Source organism: Streptomyces speibonae (assembly GCF_984686075.1).
Map to the genome: position 1 here is coordinate 7,762,104 of NZ_OZ480260.1, position 21,887 is coordinate 7,783,990.

At 72.7% G+C, this 21,887-nt stretch carries 19 protein-coding genes; 4 read left to right on the forward strand and 15 right to left on the reverse strand.

Annotation, left to right across the window (positions count from 1 at the left end; all coding sequences use genetic code 11):
- The first annotated feature begins 20 nt into the window (after positions 1-20).
- Complete coding sequence (locus AC5L3C_RS34650) at positions 21-269, forward strand: DUF5133 domain-containing protein (protein WP_493653052.1); 249 nt, start codon at positions 21-23, stop codon at positions 267-269.
- A 28-nt stretch (positions 270-297) separates the two neighbouring features.
- Positions 298-726, forward strand: a complete 429-nt coding sequence (locus AC5L3C_RS34655) for a hypothetical protein (protein WP_493653053.1) — start codon at positions 298-300, stop codon at positions 724-726.
- A gap of 30 nt (positions 727-756) precedes the next feature.
- Here AC5L3C_RS34655 and AC5L3C_RS34660 read toward each other — a convergent pair whose 3' ends face one another.
- The 8 genes from AC5L3C_RS34660 to AC5L3C_RS34695 form a co-directional block, all read right to left on the reverse strand.
- On the reverse strand, positions 757-2,988 hold the full coding sequence (locus AC5L3C_RS34660; protein ID WP_493653054.1) for an FUSC family protein: 2,232 nt from the start codon (positions 2,986-2,988) through the stop codon (positions 757-759).
- A gap of 79 nt (positions 2,989-3,067) precedes the next feature.
- Entirely contained in the window at positions 3,068-4,441 is a 1,374-nt protein-coding gene (locus AC5L3C_RS34665; protein ID WP_493653055.1) for an NAD(P)/FAD-dependent oxidoreductase, read from the reverse strand.
- A 132-nt stretch (positions 4,442-4,573) separates the two neighbouring features.
- On the reverse strand, positions 4,574-6,283 hold the full coding sequence (locus AC5L3C_RS34670) for a PP2C family protein-serine/threonine phosphatase (protein ID WP_493653056.1): 1,710 nt from the start codon (positions 6,281-6,283) through the stop codon (positions 4,574-4,576).
- A gap of 229 nt (positions 6,284-6,512) precedes the next feature.
- A complete protein-coding gene (locus tag AC5L3C_RS34675) occupies positions 6,513-7,568 on the reverse strand; it encodes an anti-sigma regulatory factor (RefSeq protein WP_493653057.1) in 1,056 nt (351 codons plus the stop codon).
- Positions 7,568-8,008 (reverse strand): anti-sigma regulatory factor, encoded by a 441-nt coding sequence (locus AC5L3C_RS34680; protein WP_493654153.1) that lies wholly within the window; start codon positions 8,006-8,008, stop codon positions 7,568-7,570. Before AC5L3C_RS34680 ends, AC5L3C_RS34675 begins: the two co-directional genes overlap by 1 nt.
- Complete coding sequence (locus AC5L3C_RS34685) at positions 8,008-8,427, reverse strand: STAS domain-containing protein (RefSeq protein WP_493653058.1); 420 nt, start codon at positions 8,425-8,427, stop codon at positions 8,008-8,010. Before AC5L3C_RS34685 ends, AC5L3C_RS34680 begins: the two co-directional genes overlap by 1 nt.
- A complete protein-coding gene (locus tag AC5L3C_RS34690) occupies positions 8,424-9,323 on the reverse strand; it encodes an STAS domain-containing protein (RefSeq protein ID WP_493653059.1) in 900 nt (299 codons plus the stop codon). The genes AC5L3C_RS34685 and AC5L3C_RS34690 overlap by 4 nt, the downstream gene beginning before the upstream one ends.
- A 67-nt stretch (positions 9,324-9,390) precedes the next feature.
- Positions 9,391-9,783, reverse strand: a complete 393-nt coding sequence (locus AC5L3C_RS34695; RefSeq protein WP_493653060.1) for an STAS domain-containing protein — start codon at positions 9,781-9,783, stop codon at positions 9,391-9,393.
- Between the two features lie 228 nt (positions 9,784-10,011).
- Between AC5L3C_RS34695 and AC5L3C_RS34700 the strand changes: the two genes are divergently transcribed.
- Positions 10,012-10,383 carry a PRC-barrel domain containing protein gene (locus AC5L3C_RS34700; RefSeq protein WP_493653061.1) on the forward strand — a complete coding sequence of 124 codons (372 nt, stop codon included), beginning with the start codon at positions 10,012-10,014 and terminating at the stop codon, positions 10,381-10,383.
- A 12-nt stretch (positions 10,384-10,395) separates the two neighbouring features.
- Here the strand turns inward: AC5L3C_RS34700 and AC5L3C_RS34705 are convergent, their stop codons facing one another.
- Both AC5L3C_RS34705 and AC5L3C_RS34710 read right to left on the reverse strand, forming a co-directional pair.
- On the reverse strand, positions 10,396-10,830 hold the full coding sequence (locus AC5L3C_RS34705) for an ATP-binding protein (RefSeq protein WP_493653062.1): 435 nt from the start codon (positions 10,828-10,830) through the stop codon (positions 10,396-10,398).
- Between the two features lie 154 nt (positions 10,831-10,984).
- The gene (locus tag AC5L3C_RS34710; RefSeq protein ID WP_493653063.1) at positions 10,985-12,907 is read right to left on the reverse strand and encodes an AMP-dependent synthetase/ligase; all 1,923 of its coding nucleotides are present in this window, start codon (positions 12,905-12,907) and stop codon (positions 10,985-10,987) included.
- A 153-nt stretch (positions 12,908-13,060) separates the two neighbouring features.
- Here AC5L3C_RS34710 and AC5L3C_RS34715 point away from each other — a divergent pair, with 153 nt between their 5' ends.
- Entirely contained in the window at positions 13,061-13,294 is a 234-nt protein-coding gene (locus tag AC5L3C_RS34715) for a DUF6480 family protein (RefSeq protein WP_493653064.1), read from the forward strand.
- Positions 13,295-13,302: 8 nt separating this feature from the next.
- On the opposite strand, the gene AC5L3C_RS34720 is transcribed toward AC5L3C_RS34715, so the two are convergent.
- The 5 genes from AC5L3C_RS34720 to AC5L3C_RS34740 all read right to left on the reverse strand — a co-directional run bounded on the left by AC5L3C_RS34720 (position 13,303) and on the right by AC5L3C_RS34740 (position 21,829).
- Positions 13,303-14,391: a glutamate--cysteine ligase 2 gene (locus tag AC5L3C_RS34720; RefSeq protein WP_493653065.1), complete on the reverse strand. Its 1,089-nt coding sequence runs from the start codon at positions 14,389-14,391 to the stop codon at positions 13,303-13,305.
- Positions 14,392-14,499: 108 nt separating this feature from the next.
- Complete coding sequence (gene glgB, locus AC5L3C_RS34725) at positions 14,500-16,725, reverse strand: 1,4-alpha-glucan branching enzyme (protein WP_493653066.1); 2,226 nt, start codon at positions 16,723-16,725, stop codon at positions 14,500-14,502.
- A 4-nt stretch (positions 16,726-16,729) separates the two neighbouring features.
- On the reverse strand, positions 16,730-18,088 hold the full coding sequence (locus AC5L3C_RS34730; protein WP_493653067.1) for a maltokinase N-terminal cap-like domain-containing protein: 1,359 nt from the start codon (positions 18,086-18,088) through the stop codon (positions 16,730-16,732).
- Between the two features lie 28 nt (positions 18,089-18,116).
- Positions 18,117-19,835 (reverse strand): maltose alpha-D-glucosyltransferase, encoded by a 1,719-nt coding sequence (treS, locus tag AC5L3C_RS34735; RefSeq protein ID WP_493653068.1) that lies wholly within the window; start codon positions 19,833-19,835, stop codon positions 18,117-18,119.
- A complete protein-coding gene (locus AC5L3C_RS34740; protein ID WP_493653069.1) occupies positions 19,832-21,829 on the reverse strand; it encodes an alpha-1,4-glucan--maltose-1-phosphate maltosyltransferase in 1,998 nt (665 codons plus the stop codon). The genes treS and AC5L3C_RS34740 overlap by 4 nt, the downstream gene beginning before the upstream one ends.
- Positions 21,830-21,887 lie beyond the last annotated feature (58 nt).

A 21,887-nucleotide genomic window follows, 5' to 3' on the forward strand; every position in this document is an offset into this window, starting at 1 on the left:
CGACCAGAAATGCGAGAAACATGCTGAAGCCCCACCCCACCGTGCTGCGCCGCCTCGTCGAGGAGTACGAGGCCGCCCTGGCCGCAGCCACCGCCGGGACCCCCGACGCGGCACGGACCGCGCGGATCACCGACCTGGAGTACACCCTCTGCGTGTCCACCGGCACCCGGGACGTCCGGCACGCCCTCACCACCGCGCACCGCTGGCTGTCCGGGGACAACGCACCCGGCCTGCCTCCCGCCACTGCCGCACGGCCGGCCGCCGTATGAGTAGCCGGACGCGGGGAACCCGGGGCCGATGAGCGAATCCGACTTCCCCCAGGAAAGCCGGCCCGTGGACGTCTACCTCGACCTCCTGCGGGTCCGGATGGACACCGAGGACTACCGGCTTCTGCTGCGCGTGGTGGAACCGGTCCTGGAGGCGATCGAGGAACACCGCCTGTCGGGTCTGGACCTGGCGCTGGACGGCGGCGACGATGAGCTGCCGCAGGAGGTCCGCGACGAGGCCGCCCTGGTCATCGCCACCGCCGTCACCGGCCGCATGGACAACGAGGTGGTCGAGCTGGAGGTCGACGAGACCGGGCCGGTCCGCGTGGTCACCGACGCGGCGACCGCCGCGGACCCCTCCCGCCTCGGCGAGATCGCCGACTTCATCAGGGACCGCCACCGCCAGAACGAGGAGCTGCGCGGGATCGCCGAGGCCAGCGGCCTGCCCACGGACTTCTGACCGTCCCGTCGACGCCGGCGCCCGGCCGTGTCACCGGTCGGGCGCCGACACCCGTACGTCCAGCGGCCGGGCGAGGCCCACCACGGCCTCGTCCAGCCGCTCCAGGTGGCGCAGCACCCGCCCGGTGATGCGGCCGTACCGGCCGGTGCCCTCGTCGCCCAGCAGGGACGCGATGCTCGGTCCCGTCTCGACGCGCCCGTCGGTGTCCTCGCCTTCGACCCGGGCCGCGATGGTGTTGATGTTGCGCACCGTCCGTCCCGCCGCCCCGCGCAGCCGGGGATCCGCCGCGATCGACGGATGGGACGGCAGCAGCTCCGCCGTCGCCGCCAGCGACCGCGCGTGGTACGCGCAGGTCTCCAGGAGCGCCACCACATACCGCGCGTTCGTCCGCCGCGCCCGCAACGGCGTGACCGGGTGGGTCAGCGGCTGGGTGGCCCCGCGCAGGTCGCCCAGGGCCTGGTCCAGTCGGCGCGCCCGGTCCAGAAGATCGTCGGCGGGCCCGCCGCTGAGCTGCCCGACCGCGGCCTCGGTGACCTCGGCGAGCCGCTCCAGCACGGTGACCAGCAGCTCGTTGGTGCGCCGGTCGGTGTTCACCGGCAGCACCAGCGCCGCCGCCACCACCCCGCAGGCCGCGCCCAGCGCCGTCTCCTCCAGGCGCAGCACCAGCACCTCCCAGCTGTAGGTGTGCAGCAGCGTGTAGAGCAGCCCGAGCATCGCGGTCACGAAGAACGACATCAGCGTGTAGGACAGCGGCGCCGTGTAGAACATCGCGAAGATCAGCACCAGCACCAGCAGGAACGCCGCCACGGTGTTCGCTCCCACCACGGCCGCCAGCGCGATGCCCGCCACGACGCCGAACACCGTGCCCAGCAGCCGCCGGTAGCCCTTCACCAGGATCTCGCCGGTCGAGGCCGTGTTGATGAAGACGATCCAGCACGTCAGCACCGCCCAGTACCACCGGTCCGTGGACAGCAGCTCACCGCCGACGATGGCCAGCACCGACCCCACGGCCACCTGCACGGCGGCACGCGTGGTGGGGCGCCGCAGCCCCGTCCGCGCGTCCGGCTCCGCCTCCTCACCGGCGTCGATGGCGGCGTCCTCGGCGTCCAGCTCCTCCCGGCTCCTGGCCGTCGCCGGGCTGTCGTCCGACTCGTCCTGCGGCCCGTCCAGGGCGACCCGCAGCCCCATGACGGCGCGGGCGGTCTCCCCGACGGCCCGGAACACGTCCCGCACCGCCGGTGAGGCGGGCGGCAGGTTCTCCTCGTCCCGGTAGGCCAGCAGCCGGTTGCGCACATGGGCCACCCCCGTGCCCGCCGTCCCCGTCCACAGCACCAGCGCGCGCAGCGCCAGCAGGTCCGTGCGCAGCCGCTCGGTGGCCTCGTCCGGACCCGGCAGCCGGCCCACCTCCGGTGCGGGCGCGCCGGGCAGATGCAGGGTGAGGGTGTCCGCCCGTTGGGCGCTGCGGGCGGAGAGCAGCAGCAGACCGAGCCGCTCCGCGGCGATCTCGGCGTCCGCGATCCGCCGCTGCACCAGCCGCGCCGTCGGCTCGTCGGGCGTGCCCTCCTCCAGCCGGGCCTGGATCATCAGGGCCGTCTCGTGCAGCCGGGCGGTGCCGTCCCGCACCTCCTCCAGGGCCTTGTCCACCTCGTCCGGCCCGGCGTCGAGCAGCGCCAGCTGCGCGGACACCAGCCGGCCCAGCCGGGCCCGGAACGCCTGGCGCAGCCGCTCCAGCAGCCCCGCGGGGGTGACGGGGACGAGGGCGAACCGGACCAGGGCGCTGCTCGCGAACGCGACGCCCAGAGCGGCCCACAGCCCCGGCAGCTCCGACCCGGAGGCGCCGACGAACAGGGACACGAAGTACACCTGGAAGCCGATCAGACCGAGCGCCGTACCCCGGTCGCCGAACCGCCGGCCGTAGACGGCGCAGAAGATCAGCACCACGAAGAAGGCGTCCCCGACGACCACCCGTTCGCTGAGCACCGCGCCCAGGGACACGGACACCAGCGCGACCGGCAGCCCGAGGGCCAGCGTGACCGCCTGGGCACCGCGCTGCCGCTCCCGGATGGCGAACGTGGCGACCATCGCCGTCATCGCCCCCGCCACCAGCCGGGTGATACCGAAGCCCAGCGAGGCGAGCACGGCCAGCGTCAGCGCGATCGCCCCCACGGTCCGCAGCCCGGCCGTCAGCCGCAGCAGACCGGGATCGGACGCCGCCAGACGGTCGCGCAGCCGTGTGCGCCCCGAGCGTCCCGCCGCCTTCACTCCGCCGTACCCTCCCCCGTCGCCCGCCGTGGCCCGGACCCCCGTACCGCGGGGCGCGCGCCGCCCCGCGCCCGACGGATCACCGAGCCGCCCGGCCCGCCTCCGCGACGTGCGCCCGGACCTGCTCCGGCGTCAGGTAGGCGTCCAGGTACTCGAAGTCCCGCAGATTGCCGGGCCGGTGCGCCTGGAAGCCGGTGCGTACGAAATCGTCACCGGCGACGGCGTTCAGCAGCCAGTCGGTCAGCACCCGGGTCTTGGCGACATTCGTGCGCAGCGCCGACCAGTGGTATCCGCGGGCCACCGCCTGGGCGGGCAGACCGTGCAGCTCGAAGCCGAGCGGCTTGGACACCGCGTCGGTGCCGCCGAGGTCCACCACGAGCCCGAGGTCCTTGTGGTCGTACGGCCGCGTCGGCCGGCCCCGCAGCGTGGCGATGACGTTCTCGGCGACGTGCCGGCCCTGCCGCAGCGCGTGCTGCGCGGTCGGCGGGCACACCGCGCCGCCGCCCCCGGCCGCATCGGGCACCGCGGCCGAGTCGCCGAGCGCGAACACCCCGTCGTGGCCCGGCAGGCGCATGTCCGCGTTCACCGCGAGCCGTCCCCGTACGGTCTCCGCGTCGAGCGTGGCGATCAGCGGACTGGCCACGACCCCGGCGGTCCAGATGAGGGTGCGGGTGGGCACCACCCGCCCGTCGGTGAAGGTGACCTCCTCCGAGCTCGCCTTCTCGATCGAGACCCCCAGCGAGATCTCGATGCCGCGCCGGGTCAGGATCTCGTGGGCGCTGCGCCCCAGCTTGTCCCCGAGCTCCGGCATCAGCTTCGGCGCGATGTCGATCAGATGCCACTTGATCAGGCCCGGGTCCAGCCGGGGATAGCGCTTGACGGCGGCATGCGTCAGCCGCTGCAGACAGGCCGCGGTCTCCGTGCCCGCGTAACCACCGCCGACCACCACGAACTGCAGCCGGGAGGCCCGCTCCGCCGGATCGTGGCTCGCGTCGGCCAGGTCCAGCTGGGAGATGACGTGGTCGCGGAGGTAGGCGGCCTCGGCCAGCGACTTCATTCCGAAGGCGTGGTCCGTCAGCCCCGGGATGTCGAAGGTGCGGGTGACACTGCCGGGGGCCAGCACGATGTAGTCGTACGGCTCGTCCACGATCTCGCCGTTGACGATCCGGATGACGCAGACCTTCGCGCGCAGATCCACGCCGATGGCCCCGCCCGGGATGATCCGGGTGCGGTACTTCTCGCTGCGGCGCAGGGACAGCGCGACCGACTGCGGGGCCAGCACACCCGAGGCCACCTGGGGGAGCAGGGGCAGATAGAGCTGGTAGGAGAACGGGGTCACCAGCGTGAGGTCGGCCTCGTCCGGGGCGAGCCTGCGCTCCAGCCGCCGCACGCACTCCACGCCGGCGAAGCCCGCGCCCACCACGAGGATCCTGGGTCGTGTCACGGTGTCCATCCCTTCCTCCGGCTGCGGGCGGTCCGCCTCGGCCGCCGATGCCTGACGCGTGCCCCTGTCCGACACCACGATGCCCGCACCGGCCGCGGAACGCACCGGGAAGGCACGGGCCTCACGGCGGACGCTTCCGCCTCACCGGTGCAGATGGCAGAGCAGCAGACATACGTCGTCGTCACGCTCGGAGTCACTGAGCAACGGGTGCAGGATCCGGTCCGCCGACTGCTCCAGATCCGTGTCCAGCGCGTCCGAGCCGTACGTCCCGAGTGCCCGGGCGAGCCGTTCGATGCCGGGGTCGATCCCCAGGGCCCGCCGCTCGACCAGCCCGTCCGTGTAGAGCGCCAGCGTCGAACCGGGCGCCAGCCGCTCGGTGTGGTCGGCGATGTCCTGCCGCAGCGGGATGCCGAGCATCGCGCCCGGTTTGGCGTCCAGGATCCGCACCCGCCCGTCGGGCAGCCGCAGCACCGGCGGCGGATGACCCGCCGCGGCCCAGGTCAGGGTGCGCTCGTCCGGATGGAACCGTGCGATGACCGCGGTGGCGAAGAGGTCCGGCTGGAGGTGCCGCAGATATCCGTGCAGCCGGGTGAGCAGCCGGCCCGGCCCGCCGCCGTCGACGGCGTAGGCGCGCAGCGCGGTGCGCAGCTGGCTCATCATCACCGCGGCGTGCAGCCCGTGCCCGGTGACGTCCCCGATGACGGTGATCAGACTGCCGTCCCGCTGCCGGAACGCGTCGTACCAGTCGCCGCCGATGTTCAGCCCGTGGGTGGCGGGCAGATAGCGGGCCGCCAGACTCAGGCCCGGCGTCGTCGGCAGGTCCGTGAGCAGGGCGCGCTGCAGCGTCTCGGCGATGTCCCGGTTGTGCTCGAAACGACGGGCGTTGTCCATCGCGATGCCGGCCCGCCGGGCGAACTCGATCAGCGTCACGGCGTCGTCCGGGTCCCAGCGCTCACCGGGCGGCCACAGGGTGAGCACGCCCAGCGGGGCGCGGCGCGGCGTCAGCAGCGGGATGCACAGCAGCGGCCGTGCCGGATCCAGGGCCGACGGGGGCCGGTCGTCCACACCGGGCAGTCCTCCGGGGTGGTCGGCGGCGTACTGCGGACGGCCGGTGCGGGCGGCCAGCACCGCCGCACCCGGGTGGGAGGCGGGCGGGTGCCCGTCGTCCTCGTCGTCGAACAGCCATACGTCGACCCCGTCCGCGTACCGCGGCACGAGCAGTTCCGGCAGCCGGCGCACGATCGCGTCGTGGTTCAGCGAGGCGTGGAGCGCGGCGCTGGCGTCCGCGAGGAAGCGCAGCCGGCGCCGGGCGTCCTCCGCCTCCTCGCGCGCCCGGCGCTCGGCGGCGAACGCCTCTTGCTGCGCCCTGCCGGCCGCGTCCAGCTCCGCGTGCAGCGCCAGGACGCCCTGGTTGGTCTGGTGCAGCTCCTCCCGGTGGAAGGCGACCAGCTCCTCCTGCTCGGCGAGCATCTCCAGCACCACGGAGGTGTCCTCGTCGGCGCCCAGCAGCGCTTCCGCCAGTCCCTCCGCGTCCTCGCCCCCGGGACCGGCGTCGTCACCCGTCCGCTCCGGCGCGGGACAGGACACCGTCACGGTCCACGGGCCGTCGGCGCCGGGGTCGGGGGAGGGGACCACCACGGCGCGCAGGACCGCCTCCTCGGCGGACGGACCCTCCAGCCGGAGCACCCAGGTGCCGCCCTTGGCGAGGCACTGCCGCAGCCGCCCGCCGAGCGCCGTGGCCAGCCGGGTGCGGTCCACCGTGGACACCCCGTACGCCGCCGCCAGCCGCGCGACGGCGATCCGGGCCCGCGCCGCCTCGGTGACCGTCCCGATCCGCCAGATACGTGTCATGACCGCCCCGGGGCAACAGAAGCCGACGCGACCACGGTAGCGCCGCACCGCGCGGTGCCACGAGTGTGCGTCGCGCGGGGACTCGGGCCGTCGGCGCGGCCGCGCGGCGGGCGCGTGCGCGGGGTGATCGACCGGGTGGGTGTCATGACCATCGGAACTATGGGTGCCGGAGCGGCGGGGGTGACGTCGCGGGCCGGGTGCGGGGGAGCGCCGGCCGGGCGGACGGGTGTCATGACGGCTCCGGCGGGGCGGGGGCCAGTACGGCCACGGCGGTGTCGTCGCGTACGGGACTGGCGGAGCTGCCCGCGTCCCGGACGGTCACCGCCGCTGTCACGGCCGGGTCGGCCGGCGGCCGGCCGGTGTCCGCGGGTGGCGTCCAGCGGCCCGGCAGACCGTCCGTGTGCAGGATCAGCAGGCTCTCGGGTGTCCAGGCGACCTCGTCCTCGCGCACCGTGTGCGGCCGGTGCACGCCGACGATGCCCGGCCGCGACAGCAGGGAGCGCCAGCGGTCGCCCTCCCGCAGCCGGGCCGACACATTGCCGATCCCGGCGAACCGCAGCCGGCCCGTCCAGAGGTCGAGCTGGGCCACGGCGACGGCCGCGCCCCGCGTCCCGGCCAGGGCGGTGTGCAGTTTTTGCAGGGACTCCGCGGGCGGCAGCCGGGCCCAGTGGCGCAGTTCCTCCACGGCGGCGGTCGACGCACGGGCCGCCTCGCTCCCGTGCCCGAGCCCGTCGGCCAGCATCAGCGTGAACCGGTCACCGGACCTGACCCAGGCCCAGGCGTCGCCGGAGAAGTCCGCGCCGGCGAACGGCACATTGACGCCGCCGGCATGCACCCCGGGGCCGCCGGGGGCGTCCGCGCCCCGGCCCGGACGGCCGACACGGGCCACCGCCACCGTGCCCCGGCCGGGCACGCTGTGCAGACCGAAGGCGTCGGCGAGGCGGCGGCACGTGCCGAGGCCCGCGCCGAGCGAGCCGCTCGAGGAGAACCCGTCCCGCAGCGCTGCGCCCACGTCGGCGATCCCCGGCCCGTGGTCGATGGCGCTGATCTGCACCGCCCGGCCCGGCATCCCTTCCGGCGGTACGGACGGGGCCACCACGTCGATGAGCACCCGGCCCGCCTGCGCGTGTTTGAGCAGGTTCGTGGCCAGTTCGGTCGCCACCAGCGCCACCGAGGCGGTGCGCTGATCGTCCAGCCCGGCCAGGGCGGCCGCCTCCTCCGCCGCGACCCGGACGTCCCGCACCCGGGTCGGGTCCTGGACCGGTACGTCCCACACCCGGGGCATCAGACGTCCTCACGCAGCCGCGGCGGCCGGGAGACCCAGGAGGTGACCCGCACCGTGGTGCCCGCTCCGGGGGCACTCTCGACCGCGAACTCGTGCACGAGCCGCCGCGCCCCGCCCAGTCCCATGCCGAGCCCGCTGCCGGAGGTGTAGCCGTCGCTGAGCGCCCGGTCCAGATCGGGGATGCCCGGTCCCGAGTCGCTGAAGGTGAGCCGCAGCCCGTCGGTGCCCTCCGCGGTGACGTGCGACGCCTCCATCACGCCGCCCCCGCCGTGGACGAGGGCGTTGCGCGCCAGCTCGCTGGCGGCGGTCACCAGCTTCGTCTGGTCCACCAGACCGAAGCCGAGCTCGGCGGCGGCCTGCCGCACATGCTGACGCACCCACACCAGATCCATGTCCGACCGGATCGGCAGGCGGGCCTCCACGCCCGCGCCGGTGTGCATCACGGACGCTCCTCGCGCACGCCGCCGGGGTGGCCCAGCACGACCGGCTGCGCGAGGAGCTCCAGCGCCGCCTCGGTGGTGAGCGCGGTCCGCAGCCCGGGCAGGGTCAGCCCCAGCTCCACCAGGGTGATGGCGACCGCCGGCCGCATACCGGCCACCACGGTCCGCGCGGCCAGCAGCTCGGTCTGGGCCGCGATCTCGGCCAGCACCCTGCCGAGGAAGGAGTCGACGATCTCCACACCGGAGATGTCGATCACCACTCCCGTGACCCGGCTGCGGGCGATCGTTTCGGACAGGTCCTGCTGGAGCTGGAACGCCATGCTGTCGTGCAGGTCCCCCTGAAGGGTGACCAGGAGGACGTCCCCGAGCCTGAGTACCGGCACATGTCCCGCGACCGGGCGGGAGAAGTCCTCGCTCACCGTCGCCCCGCGCCGTCGGGCGCCGCGTTCACGATGTTGGCCCCCAGCTCGTGCAGGCAGTACCCGAGGGCGTCGGCCAGGCTCGCCCGGGTCTTCACCGTGCCGAGGTCCAGCCCGAGGTGCACGATGGTCTGCGCGATCGCCGGGCGGATCCCGGACACCACACACTCCGCGCCCATCAGCCGGGCCGCGGCGACCGTCTTCATCAGATGCTGCGCCACCAGCGAGTCGACGGTGGGCACACCGGTGATGTCGAGGATCGCGAACCGGGCGTGCTGGTCGACGACCGCGTTGAGCAGGGTCTCCATCACCACCTGGCTGCGTGCGCTGTCCAGCGTCCCGATCAGCGGGACCGCCACGATGCCGTCCCAGAGCTTGATCACCGGGGTCGCCACCTCCAGCAGCTGGAGCCGCTGCCGGTCGATCAGCTCCTGCCCCTCGCTGAGCGCGGTCTGCATGGCCACCAGGCGCAGCGTGCCCATCAGCACGTTCAGCGCCGTCGTGCACTCCCGCTGCCGCTCGGGTGTCTCCTGCTCCAGATCGGTGACCAGGAGGTTCTCCACCGGCGGGCGCAGCGCGGCCAGCTCGGACGCCACCTGGGTGGTGGACAGCCCCGCGCGGGAGCGGGCCGCGCCCATCCGCGCCAGCTGTTCGCGCACCCCGGTGAAGCCCGCGGCGTCCGGGTCCTCCACCCGCTGGGAGTCGGCCACCTGGGCGAGCGCCTCGACGACCGCCTTGCCCGCCTCGACCGCCTCCTCGCGGGAGACCGTGAAGACCGAGCGGAACAGGGGCTCGTCGGCCCACCGCTGGGCGATCTGCTCGCTGCGGCGCAGCAGGAAGTCCCTGACCGTGTGCGCCGGTGTGCCGGGAGTCCCACCCGTTTCGTGCTGCGGCACGTGTTTCCTCTCCTCTGTGTTGTCGCCCTGTGCCGATCCCCGTCGGACACCGCGGCGCGGGGGATGCTCAGGCGTCGGGTCCGGCCGGCGCCTCGTCCAGCCGGTCGACCCGCTCCAGCGCCTCGTCGACGCTCTCCGAGACGGGGACGGTGATGCTCACCCCCGTCAGGTCCAGGATGCGCCGCACGGCCGGCGCGGGCGCGATGATGTGCACGCTCCCCGGCAGTTCGCGCGCCTCCTGGTAGACGCGCAGGATGATGTTCATGCCGGACGAGTCCATGAAGGGGACCGCCGACAGGTCCAGCAGGAAGTGCCGGCGGCCGTGGTGGAGCTGGTTGGCGAGGTGGTGCTGGAACTCGGTCGCCGTGTCGACGTCCAAGTACCCCTCCACCGTGAGAAGGGCCACCTCCTCACGCGGAAGGGTCACCTCGACGGACAACGGGTCCTGGGCGATGTGCACGAGTACCTCCAACAAGGTGATCAAGCTCTTCGTCGCGCAGCCGCGCGTACCCCCGAATCGCCGGCCCATGCCTCGCCGGCCGTCCCGGGCCGGCCCGAAGGGCGCCGTATCGGGCCCCCCGCCTTTCGAATGTACGAGCGCCCGCAGGGTATTTGACGCTGTGGAGCCGGGCGGGAGCGGACGCCGCCCGCTCCGCGCAGCGGACGTCCACAGGGGAGGCAACGAGCGGTGTCCACCGACAGTATCTGGTCGTACGCGCCGGGCCTGGGCAAGGCCCCGGAGCAGGACCTGACGGACTACACCGTCGCCGCGAGCGACGGCACCATCGGTCGTGTGGACCGCCAGGCCGAACACCACGGGATGCGGCACCTCGTCGTCGACACCGGTGTATGGGTGTTCGGCCGCAGCCTGCTCGTCCCGGTCGGAGTCGTCACCGGCGTGCACGCGGGGGAGCGCAGGGTGACGGTGTCCTGCACCCGGGCCGAGGTGAAGGCGGCGCCCCGGTTCCGGACGGACAGCGAGACCATGGACCCGGAGTACCTCACCGCGGTCGGGGACTACTACCGGGAGCTGCCCTCCCGTGAGGAGCCCCCGGGCTGAGACCGGGCCCGCTCACCACGGCAGGAAGACGTGGATCTCCTTGCCGTGGTCGCTGCCGACGACACTGACCTGGTCGCACAGTGTGTGGATCAGATGCCAGCCGATCCCGCCGCCCCCGCTGTTCGGATGGAAGGGCCGCGGGGCGGGCTCGGTGGTGCTGGTGTCGTGCATCACCACGTGCAGGCCGTCGAAGGTCCTGCGCAACCGCAACTGGAAGGGACCGGGCGCGTACTGGACCGCGTTGGCGGCCAGCTCCGTGACCACCAGCAGGATGTCGTCCCAGTGTTCCGGTGCCGACGGGGCCGACACACGGGCCAGGTCGAAGAGGAACTCCTCCGCGACCAGGCGTGCGTCTGTCACATCGTGCAGCTCCCCCGGGAAGCTGGCGATGCGGCTCGTGATCTCCTCGCCGGCCAGTGTCCTGTCCCTACGCGGCTCGGGTGCCATCTCGCCTTCCAGGCCCCGGCGCGCCCGGGGCGGTCGTTCAGTCCATGCGTCCTTTCGCCATGTGGGTTCCCGTGAGGGCGGAGCCTACGCGCCCGCATGCCCGTGCGCGGACAGCGACAAACACGCCACCGGCCGGCGGCCCGCCCGGGGAAGGTCAGCGGAAAACATTGTCCGAGTCGTCCCAGCGCGCCGAGTCGTCCCAGTTCGCGGAGTCGTCGGGAGCCGGGGTCCGCCCCGGACGCGTGCGCGACTGGTACATCGCGTCGATCTCCAGCGCGTAGCGGTGCACGATCTCGTCCCGGCGCAGCTTCATCGACGGCGTCAGCAGACCGTTGGTCACGTCGAACGGCTCGGGCAGCACCCGGAACACGCGGATCGACTCCGAGCGCGACACACTGCTGTTGGCCGCCGCCACCGCCCGCGCGATCTCCTCACGGAGCGCGTTCTCCTCACGCGCCTCACGCGCCGACTCCTCGCCCGGCAGGGACAGCGCCGCCCGCCAGTCGGCCAGGAAGTCCGGATCCAGTGTGATCAGGGCTCCCACGCACGGCCGGTTGTCCCCCACCACGACGGCCTGGTGGACCAGCGGATGCATCCGCAGCCGCTGCTCGAGCACCGCGGGCGAGACGCTCTTGCCGCTGCTCGTGATGATGATGTCCTTCTTGCGGCCGGTGATCGTGAGATAGCCCTCGGAGTCCAGCTCACCCAGGTCCCCCGTGGCCAGCCAGCCGTCGTGCAGCGCGGCCCGGGTGGCGGCCTCGTCGCCCACGTAGCCCTGGAACACCGACGGTCCGCGCACCAGGATCTCCCCGTCCTCGGCCAGCCGGATCCCGATCCCGGGCAGCGCCTGCCCCACGGTGCCGGACTTCTCCCGGCCGAACGGCTGCATCGTCACCCCGCCGCTGGTCTCGGTGAGGCCGTAGCCGTCGTGCACGTAGATGCCGATCCCCTCGTAGAACAGGGAGAGGTCGCGGTTGAGCGGCGATCCGCCCGACGTGGCCCGCTGCACCCTGCCGCCGAGCGCCGCCCGCAGTCTGCGGTAGACGGTGCGCTCGTACAGGGCGTGCTGCAGGCGCAGGTCGAGGCCCGGCCCGGGGCCGAGCCCCAGCCGCTGCCGCTCCACCGCGGTGGCGAAGTCCCGCGCCGTGGCGGCGGCCCGTTCGAACAGCGCGCCGCGGCCGTGCTGCTGCGAGGCGCGCAGGAAGTTCTTGTAGATCTTCTCCAGCAGCGACGGCACCGCGTAGAGATAGGTGGGCCGGAAGGTGCGTATGGCGGAGGCCAGCGACTCCGCGCGGAAATCGGGCTCGTACCCCATCAGCAGACCGCCGCGGACGCACAGGCTCTGGATCATCAGACCGTAGACGTGCGAGAACGGCAGGAAGGCGAGCACCGCCCCCCGCTCCCCGGGCGGCGCCACCGTGTGGCTCCAGCCCTCCAGCAGGGTGTCGCAGACGGAGGCGAGACCGCGGTGGCTCAGGGCGCAGCCCATCGGATGACCCGACGTGCCGGAGGTGTAGGCGACCACGGCCGTGGAGTCCGGCAGCACGATCCGCCGCATGGAGTCGACCATGGCCGCCGACAGGGGCTCGCCGCGCTCAGCCAGCTGCTCCAGCGCACCCCCGTCCAGCTGCCACACGTGCCGCAGCCCCGGCAGCACGGCGCACACCGACCCGACGGTCATCACGCTCTGCTCGTCCTCCACCAGCACGGCGACACAGCCGGAGTCGCGCAGGATCCACTCCACCTGCTCCCGCGAGGAGGTCGGATAGATCGGGACGACCTCCGCGCCCACCGTCCACAGGGCGTGGCACAGCAGGGTCCACTCGTGCCGGGTACGGGCCATGATCGCCACCCGGTCGCCCGGCGAGATCCCGGACGCGATCAGTCCCTTGGCCAGGGCGACGACCGTGTCGCGGAACTCCACGGCCGTGATCTCCTCCCAGACGGCGGAGTCGGGACCGGAACGATGGGCGAGCATCGGCAGGGTGGGGCTCTCGTCCGCCGTCGCGAAGAGGCTGTCGGCGAGACCGCCGGTCAGGGGCGAGGCGGACGGGGGAGCGAGAGCGAGGTCGCGCATGCACTGCTCCTGACATGTACGGGGGGTGACTCGGCCGGTGAGGACAGTCATCGGCGGTGCCTGAATGTAGCCGAGCCGGACCGCCCTCGGGCCGGGATCGCGACAAGTGTGCCCGCACTGTTGATCTCGAGGGAAACGGGGGACCCGGACCCCATGACCTACGTCAACCCAGATCCCGAACCGGAACGCACCACCGGCCTCGAACCGGGCGGCGGCGTACCCCCGGGCGAGACCCCGCCCGCGGAGAGCAGCATGCCCGAGGCGGGGCCCCTGGAGACGCACAACCCGACCAAGGGCTGGGCCAAGGGCCCGCTGACCGCGATCCTCGCCGTGGTCGTCCTGATGGCGGCGTTCTTCCTGGTCTACGCCCTGATCCTGATCCTCTGACCCGCCCGCTACGCCTGGGTGTGCCGCACGCACTCCGTGACGACGGCCCGCAGACTGTCCGTGCGCCGCATCAGATCCCGCTGCACCTGCGCGCCGTTGCCGTCACGCAGCAGCCGCGCGCAGCCCTCGCGGGCCCGTTCCAGGTCGCCGCAGCCCTCCAGCGCCTCGGCGGCATGGTCGAGCAGACCCCGCACGACTGCCCCTGCGGGCATCCGCCGCATCGTCCGCGGATCGAGCAGCTCGCCCGCCAGACCCGAGCGGGCCGCCTGCCAGGAGGCCAGCCGCAGCAGACTCACGCCGGGGTCCGGCGGCTCCCGGTCCGCCCGCCACTCGCGCGCCGTGGTCTCCACCAGCCCGCGGGCGAGGGTGGCGAGAAGCCCCGCGGTCTCCGCGTGCAGACAGACGTCGGCGACCCGGATCTCCACGGTCGGGTAGCGCGGGGACAGCCGCGCGTCGAAGTAGACCATGCCCTCGTCGAGGAGTGCGCCGGTGGCGAGCATGCCGGCGACCCGGCGGTGGTAGCGCTCGGCCGAACCGAAGATCTCCGTCGGACCCGCGGACGGCCAGCGCTGCCAGACCCGGCTGCGGTAGCTCTGGTATCCCGTCTCGCTGCCCTGCCAGAACGGTGAGTTCGCGCTGAGCGCGGCCAGGACCGGCAGCCAGGGCCGCAGCCGGTCCACCACCCCGACGCCCTCCTCCTCGGACTCCACGGACACATGGACGTGGCAGCCCATGACGAGCTGTTCGCGGGTCGCGATGCCGTACTGCTCCTCCATCCACCGGTAGCGCCGGTTGACCCCGATGGACGGGCTGACCGGAAGCGGTGACGTGGCCAGGGCGGCGACGGCGCAGCCGATCTCCCCGGCGTGCCCTGCGGCCTCCCTGCGGCAGCGGGCGATCTCCGCGCCCAGGCGGTCCATGGACGACTGCGGATGCGTGGCGAACTCCAGCATCTGCTCGTGCAGTTCCTTCTCGAAGACGTCCTGGTCCCCGTTGTCCCGCTCGGCCCGGGCCAGTACCGCCGCGGACATCGCCCGCGGTTCACCCGTCTCCGGATCGACCAGGAGGAGTTCCTCCTCCACTCCCACCGTGCGCACCTGATGTCCGCCCCTCTGCGACTGCCGCGACGACGCCGAGACCCCTCGGCCGTACGCACCCCGAATGCCCCGCGAAGGGCCCGGGACACCTGGCGCCGTCGCCGTGCCTCACAGGGGGACCGGTGCCAGCCAGACCGTCGCCAGCGGGGGCAGGGTGAGCCGGAGGCGGCCGTCCTCCGCCTTGACCGGGTCCGGGCCGCCGACGCCCGAGCCGCCGTAGCGCACGGCGTCGGTGTTGAGGACCTCCTGCCAGGCGATCACGTCGTCGCCGACGGCGAGCGCGTAGTCGTGCCGGACCACCGGGGAGAAGTTCGACACCGCGAGCAGCGGCCGGCCCTCCGCGTCGTACCGCAGGAACGCGAAGACGTTGTCGTCGGCGGCGTCGACCGACACCCACCGGAAGCCGGACGGGTCGGTGTCGCGCTGCCACAGGGCCGGGACGGCCCGGTAGCGGGCGTTGAGATCGCGCACCAGGTCCTGGACGCCCCGGTGGTCACCCGCGGAGTGGTAGCCGTCGTCCAGCAGCCACCACTCCGGGCCCTGCTTCTCGCTCCACTCGGCCCCTTGGGCGAACTCCTGCCCCATGAACAGCAGTTGCTTTCCGGGGTGGGCCCACATGAAGCCGAGGTAGGCGCGGACGTTGGCGCGCCGCTGCCACCAGTCGCCCGGCATCTTCGACACCAGGGCCTGCTTGCCGTGCACCACCTCGTCGTGGGAGATCGGCAGCACGTAGTTCTCGCTGTAGGCGTACACCATCGCGAACGTCATCTCGTGGTGGTGGTACTTGCGGTGCACCGGCTCGTGGGAGACGTACTCCAGCGAGTCGTGCATCCAGCCCATGTTCCACTTCAGCCCGAACCCCAGGCCGCCGGTGTCGGTGGGCCGGGTCACCCCGCCCCAGGCCGTGGACTCCTCCGCGATGGTCACCACACCGGGGCAGCGCCGGTAGACGGTCGCGTTCATCTCCTGAAGGAACGCCATCGCCGCCAGGTCCTCCCGGCCGCCGTAGGCGTTCGGCTCCCAGCCGCCGTCCTCGCGCGAGTAGTCGAGGTAGAGCATCGAGGCGACGGCGTCCACCCGCAGCCCGTCGATGTGGAACTCCTGGCACCAGTACACGGCGTTCGCGACCAGGAAGTTGCGCACCTCGGTGCGGGCGTAGTCGAAGGTGTAGGTTCCCCAGTCGGGGTGCTCCGCGCGCCGGGAGTCCCCGGGCTCGTACAACGGGTCCCCGTCGAACCGGGCCAGCGCCCAGTCGTCCTTCGGGAAGTGCGCGGGTACCCAGTCCATGATCACGCCGATGCCGGCCCGGTGCAGCGCGTCGACCAGGTACTTGAAGTCGTCGGGGGTGCCGAGCCGGGCCGTGGGCGCGTAGAAGCCGGTGACCTGGTAGCCCCAGGACGGCCCGAAGGGGTGCTCGGCGACCGGCATCAGCTCGACATGGGTGAAACCGAGATCCTTCACGTAGGCCGGGAGCACCTCGGCGAGCTCGCGGTACGTCAGCCCCGGCCGCCAGGACGGCAGATGGACCTCGTACACCGAGAACGGCGCCTCGTGCACCGGCGTTTCGGCCCGCCGCGCGAACCAGTCGGCGTCGCCCCACTCGTAGTGCGACGCGGTCACCACGGACGCCGTGTTCGGCGGCGCCTCCGTGCGCCGCGCCATCGGGTCCGCCTTGAGGAACCGGTGCCCGTAGCGCGAGTGGATCTCGAACTTGTAGCGGGTGCCCTCGCCGACGTCCGGCAGGAACAGCTCCCACACGCCCGACGAGCCGAGCGAACGCATCGGGAAGGCCGTCCCGTCCCAGTGGGTGAACTCGGTGGCGACCCTCACCCCTTGCGCGTTGGGCGCCCACACCGTGAAGCGGGTGCCGGCGACGCCCTGGTGGGTCATGGGGTGCGCGCCGAGCGCGGTCCACAGCTCCTCGTGCCGGCCCTCGCCGATCAGATGCAGGTCGAACGCGCCGAGCGCGGGCAGGAACCGGTACGGGTCGTGCGTCTCGACCGGGTCGTGGTCCTCGTAGGCCACCGTCAGGGTGTACGCGGGGATGGCGTCCAGCGGCAGGACCGCGGAGAACAGGCCGTCGCCCTCGGAGACGAGCGGGGTGCGCTCACCGCCGACGACCACGCCCACCTCGCGGGCGAAGGGGCGCAGTGCCCTGAAGGCGATCCCGCCGGGCACCGGATGGGCACCGAGCAGCGCGTGCGGGTCGTGGTGGGCGCCCGCCAGCAGGCGTCCCCGGTCGACCGGGTCGAGGGCGGGCGCGGCTCCCGGCGCCGCGGGGGCGGACGGGGCGGGCCCGGCCGATTCGGGAAGCGGGGTGTTGTGCAGGGCCACGGCTTCAGTCTCCTCTCACGGCGAGGCGCTCGATCGCCGCCATCGGCACGGGCAGCCAGTCGGGTCGGTGCCGGGCCTCGTACAGCACCTCGTACACGGCCCGGTCCGTCTCATAGGCGCGGAGCAGGCCGTGCTTCTTGCGCGGGTCCCAGCCGGCGCGGGCGGCGTAGCCCGCGCAGTAGGCCTCGCGGCAGCGCCGCGCCCACTCCGGGCGCCAGGGGCGGCGCTGCCGGGCGGCGTAGTCGAAGGAGCGCAGCATCCCGGCGATGTCCCGCACAGGGGAGTGGGCGCTGCGCCGTTCGGTCAGCGGCCGGGACGGCTCGCCCTCGAAGTCGATGACGAACCACTCGCGCCCGGCCCGCAGCACCTGCCCCAGGTGCAGGTCGCCGTGGATGCGCTGGGCGGGCGGCCCGGCGTCGCAGGTGGCCAGCGCGGCGAAGGCGGTCCGCAGTCCCGGCACGAACGGCTGGAGCACGGGCACGGCGTGCGCCGCGGCGGTCAGCCGCTCGGTCATCGCGGCCGCCGTCCGCCCGTTCTCGCCGGGCGCGCCGATGGGGAACGCGGACGACAGCGCCAGATGGACGTCCGCCGTGGCCCGGCCGAGCGCGTGGGCCTGGGCGGTGAAGTCGTCACGGGAGGCGAGCGCGTCGAGGGCCAGTGTCCAGCCGTCGGAGGCGTTGCGCAGATACGGCTGGAGCACGCCGAGCGTCGCCTTGAACGGATGGGTGGTGCGGAACCAGGCCACCGGCGCGGGGACCCGGTGGCACCCCTGGCGGGCCAGCGCCCCCGGCACCTCGAGATCCGGATTGACACCGGGCTGGACGCGCCGGAAGACCTTCAGGATGTACTCGTCGCCGTAGACCAGGGACGAGTTGGACTGCTCGGCGGTCATCAGGCGGGGCACCAGCCGGGCGGGCACCTCCTGCGCCGTGTCGCACTCGAAGCGCAGCGGCCCCTCCGTACCGGGCCGGCGCAGCCGTTCCAGGAGCAGCTGGGCGGCGCGCGGATCGTGCAGGGCGTCGTAGACCGTCAGTCCGGAGAGCCGGCCGTCCAGCACCCTGCCGATGAGCGCCTTGCCGAGCCGCGGCGAGGGGTGCTCGCGCACACCGAGCAGGAGCTGGTAGCAGTCACCGGCCGGGGCGGCACCCCCGGGAGCGGGCACGCCCCCGTGCCCGGCGTGCACCAGCACGTGCAGACAGCCCGGGAACAGCTCCGTCATCGACAGCACACCGAGGTCGGTGACGGGCCGGTCCTTGCCGGCGAACCAGCGCTGCAGCGGCAGCCACTCGCGCAGCAGCCCGGTGAGCGACTCCATGGGCTCGGCGGGAGCGCTCCGGGGGCGCAGGAATGCGGTCTTCGTCATGGTGACGCCTCCTCTCGCCGGCACACGGTCACAGTCGTCGGCCGTTGCGGGACGCGACTCGGGTGAGCCGGAACCAGTAGAAGCCGTGGCCCCCGAGGGTCAGCAGATACGGCAGCTCGCCGATGGCCGGGAACCGCACCCCGCCGAACAGCTCGACGGGATGGCGGCCGTCGAACTCACGCAGGTCGAGCTCGGTCGGCTGGGAGAAGCGGGAGAAGTTGTGCACGCAGAGCACCAGGTCGTCCTCGAACTCGCGCAGGAAGGCCAGGACCGCGGGGTTGGAGGAGGGCAGCTCGGTGTAGGAGCCGAGGCCGAAGGCGGGGTTCTGCTTGCGGATCTCGATCATCCGGCGGGTCCAGTGCAGCAGGGACGACGGGGAGGCCATGGACGCCTCCACGTTGGTCACCTGGTAGCCGTAGACCGGGTCCATGATCGTGGGCAGGAACAGCCGGCCCGGGTCGGAGGAGGAGAACCCGGCGTTGCGGTCCGGGGTCCACTGCATCGGTGTGCGCACCGCGTCGCGGTCACCGAGCCAGATGTTGTCGCCCATCCCGATCTCGTCGCCGTAGTACAGGATCGGCGAACCCGGCAGCGAGAGCAGCAGGGCCGTGAAGAGCTCGATCTGGTTGCGGTCGTTGTCCAGGAGCGGGGCGAGGCGGCGGCGGATGCCGATGTTGGCGCGCATGCGGGGGTCCTTGGCGTACTCCGCCCACATGTAGTCGCGTTCCTCGTCGGTGACCATCTCCAGGGTCAGCTCGTCGTGGTTGCGCAGGAAGATGCCCCACTGGCAGCCCGAGGGGATGGCGGGGGTCTTGGCGAGGATCTCGGAGACGGGGTAGCGGGACTCGCGGCGCACGGCCATGAAGATGCGGGGCATGACGGGGAAGTGGAAGGCCATGTGGCACTCGTCGCCGCCGGCGGCGTAGTCGCCGAAGTAGTCGACGACGTCCTCCGGCCACTGGTTGGCCTCCGCCAGCAGCACCGTGTCCGGGTACTGGGTGTCGATCTCCTTGCGCACCCGCTTCAGGAAGGCGTGCGAGGCGGGCAGGTTCTCGCAGTTGGTGCCCTCCTCCGCGTAGAGGTACGGCACCGCGTCCAGCCGGAACCCGTCGATCCCGAGGTCCAGCCAGAAGCGCAGGGCCGCCAGGATCTCCTCCTGCACGCGCGGGTTCTCGTAATTGAGGTCCGGCTGGTGGGAGAAGAAGCGGTGGAAGTAGTACTGCCCCCGCACCGGGTCGTACGTCCAGTTGGAGGCCTCGGTGTCGACGAAGATGATCCGCGCGTCCGGGTAGCCCGTGTCGTCGTCGGCCCACACGTAGAAGTCGCCGTACGGTCCGCCGGGGTCCTTCCTGGACTCCTGGAACCACGGATGCTGGTCGCTGGTGTGGTTCATGACGAAGTCGATGATCACGCGGATCCCGCGCTGGTGGGCGGAGTCGACGAACTCGACGAAGTCGGCGAGGTCACCGAACTCGGGCAGGACGGCGGTGTAGTCGGCGACGTCGTAGCCGCCGTCGCGCAGCGGCGACTTGAAGAAGGGCGGCAGCCACAGACAGTCGACGCCCAGCCACTGGAGATAGTCGAGTTTGGCGGTCAGACCCTTCAGGTCGCCGATGCCGTCGCCGTTGCTGTCCTGGAAGGAACGGACCAGGACCTCGTAGAAGACGGCGCGTTTGAACCAGTCGGGGTCCCGGTCCCTGACCGGGGTGTCCTCGAACATGTCCGGCACTGGCTCGTTCACGGTCATGGCGTTCCTCGCCCTCCGATTCGCTGTACGGCGGGCGGTCGCTGGACGTGCAGGACATGCGCGGGAGCCCGCCCCGGCTCCAGCCGGACGTAGTTGGCGCTGCCCCAGTGGTAGGTCTCGCCGGTGAGCTCGTCGCGCACCGGCACGGACGCGTGCCGGTCCAGGCCGAGTTGCGGCATGTCGAGCGAGACCGTGGCCTCCTGGGTGTGGTGGGGATCGAGGTTGGCGACCACGAGCACGACATCGTCGCCGCTGCGTTTGCTGTACGCGATCACGGAGTCGTTGTCGGTGCCGTGGAAGCGGAGGTCGCGCAGTTGCCGCAGGGCGGGGTGGTCCCGGCGGATGGTGTTGAGGCGGGTGATCAGGGGGGTGATGGTGCGGCCCTCGCGTTCGGCGGTCTCCCAGTCGCGGGGGCGGAGCTGGTACTTCTCGCTGTCTAGGTATTCCTCGCTGCCCTCGCGCAGGGGGGTGTTCTCGCACAGTTCGTAGCCGCTGTAGATGCCCCAGGAGGGGGAGAGGGTGGCGGCCAGGACGGCGCGGACCTCGAAGGCGGGGCGGCCGCCGTGCTGGAGGTAGGCGTGCAGGATGTCGGGGGTGTTGGCGAAGAAGTTGGGCCGCATGTAGGAGGCGGCGTCCCCCGACAGTTCGGTGAGGTACTCGGTCAGTTCCTGTTTGGTGGTGCGCCAGGTGAAGTAGGTGTAGGACTGCTGGAAGCCGATCTGGGCCAGGGTGTGCATCATCGCCGGGCGGGTGAAGGCCTCGGCCAGGAAGACGACGTCGGGGTCGGTGCGGTTGATCTCGCCGATCACGCGTTCCCAGAAGACCACGGGTTTGGTGTGGGGGTTGTCGACGCGGAAGATCCGCACTCCGGTGGTCATCCAGTGGCGCAGGATGCGGCAGGTCTCGGCGATCAGGCCGTCCATGTCGGCGTCGAAGGCGATGGGGTAGATGTCCTGGTACTTCTTGGGCGGGTTCTCGGCGTGGGCGATGGAGCCGTCGGGGCGGTGGTGGAACCACTCGGGGTGTTTGTGCACCCAGGGGTGGTCGGGGGAGCACTGCAGGGCGAAGTCGAGGGCGACTTCGAGGCCGAGTTCGCCGGCGCGGGTGACGAAGCGGGTGAAGTCCTCCAGGGTGCCCAGGCGGGGGTGGACGGTGTCGTGGCCGCCTTCGGGGGAGCCGATGGCCCAGGGGACGCCGACGTCGTCGGGACCGGCGTTGAGGGTGTTGTTGGGGCCTTTGCGGTGGGTGGTGCCGATGGGGTGGATGGGCGGGAGGTAGACGACGTCGAAGCCCATCGCGGCGATGGCGGGCAGGCGGCGGGCGGCGGTGTCGAAGGTGCCGTGGGGCTGCTGGGGGGTGCCCTCGGAGCGGGGGAAGAACTCGTACCAGGCCCCGTACAGGGCCCGCTCGCGTTCCACCAGCAGCGGCAGCGGTTCGCTGCTGGTGACCAGCTCCCGCAGCGGGTGGCGGGCCAGCACCGCGTCCACCTCCGGCGTCAACGCCGCCGCCAGCCGGGTGGCGCAGGGCAGGGAGTCGTCGCGCAGGGTCCGGGCCGCCGTCAGGACCACGTCCTGCCCGTCGTTCCGCGGAACTCCGGCCGCCGCCCGCTCGTGGAGGTCGGCACCCTCCTCCAGCACCAGCCCGGCGTCGATGCCCGCCGGGACCTTGACGCAGGCGATCGCCCGCCAGGTGGCCACGGGGTCTCCCCAGGCCTCGACGCGGTAGGTCCACAGGCCCGGCCCGTCCGCGACCACCTCCGCGCCCCACCGGTCCGTGCCGGGCGCCAGTTCCCGCATCGGTGTGAAGGGGCCCGGCCGTCCCTCGGGGTCCTTCAGCACCACGTTGGCGGCCACCGCGTCGTGCCCCTCCCGGAACACCGTGGCCGTGACCTCGAACGCCTCCCCCACGACGGACTTGGCCGGCCGTCTGCCGCAGTCGACGGACGGCCGGACGTCGCGCACCGGGACACGACCGATGGTCCGGGTCGTCTTCATGTGTCTTCGCACCTCCGCCGTACTCGGCGCCCGGGCGGACACCCGGGCGGGGGACAGA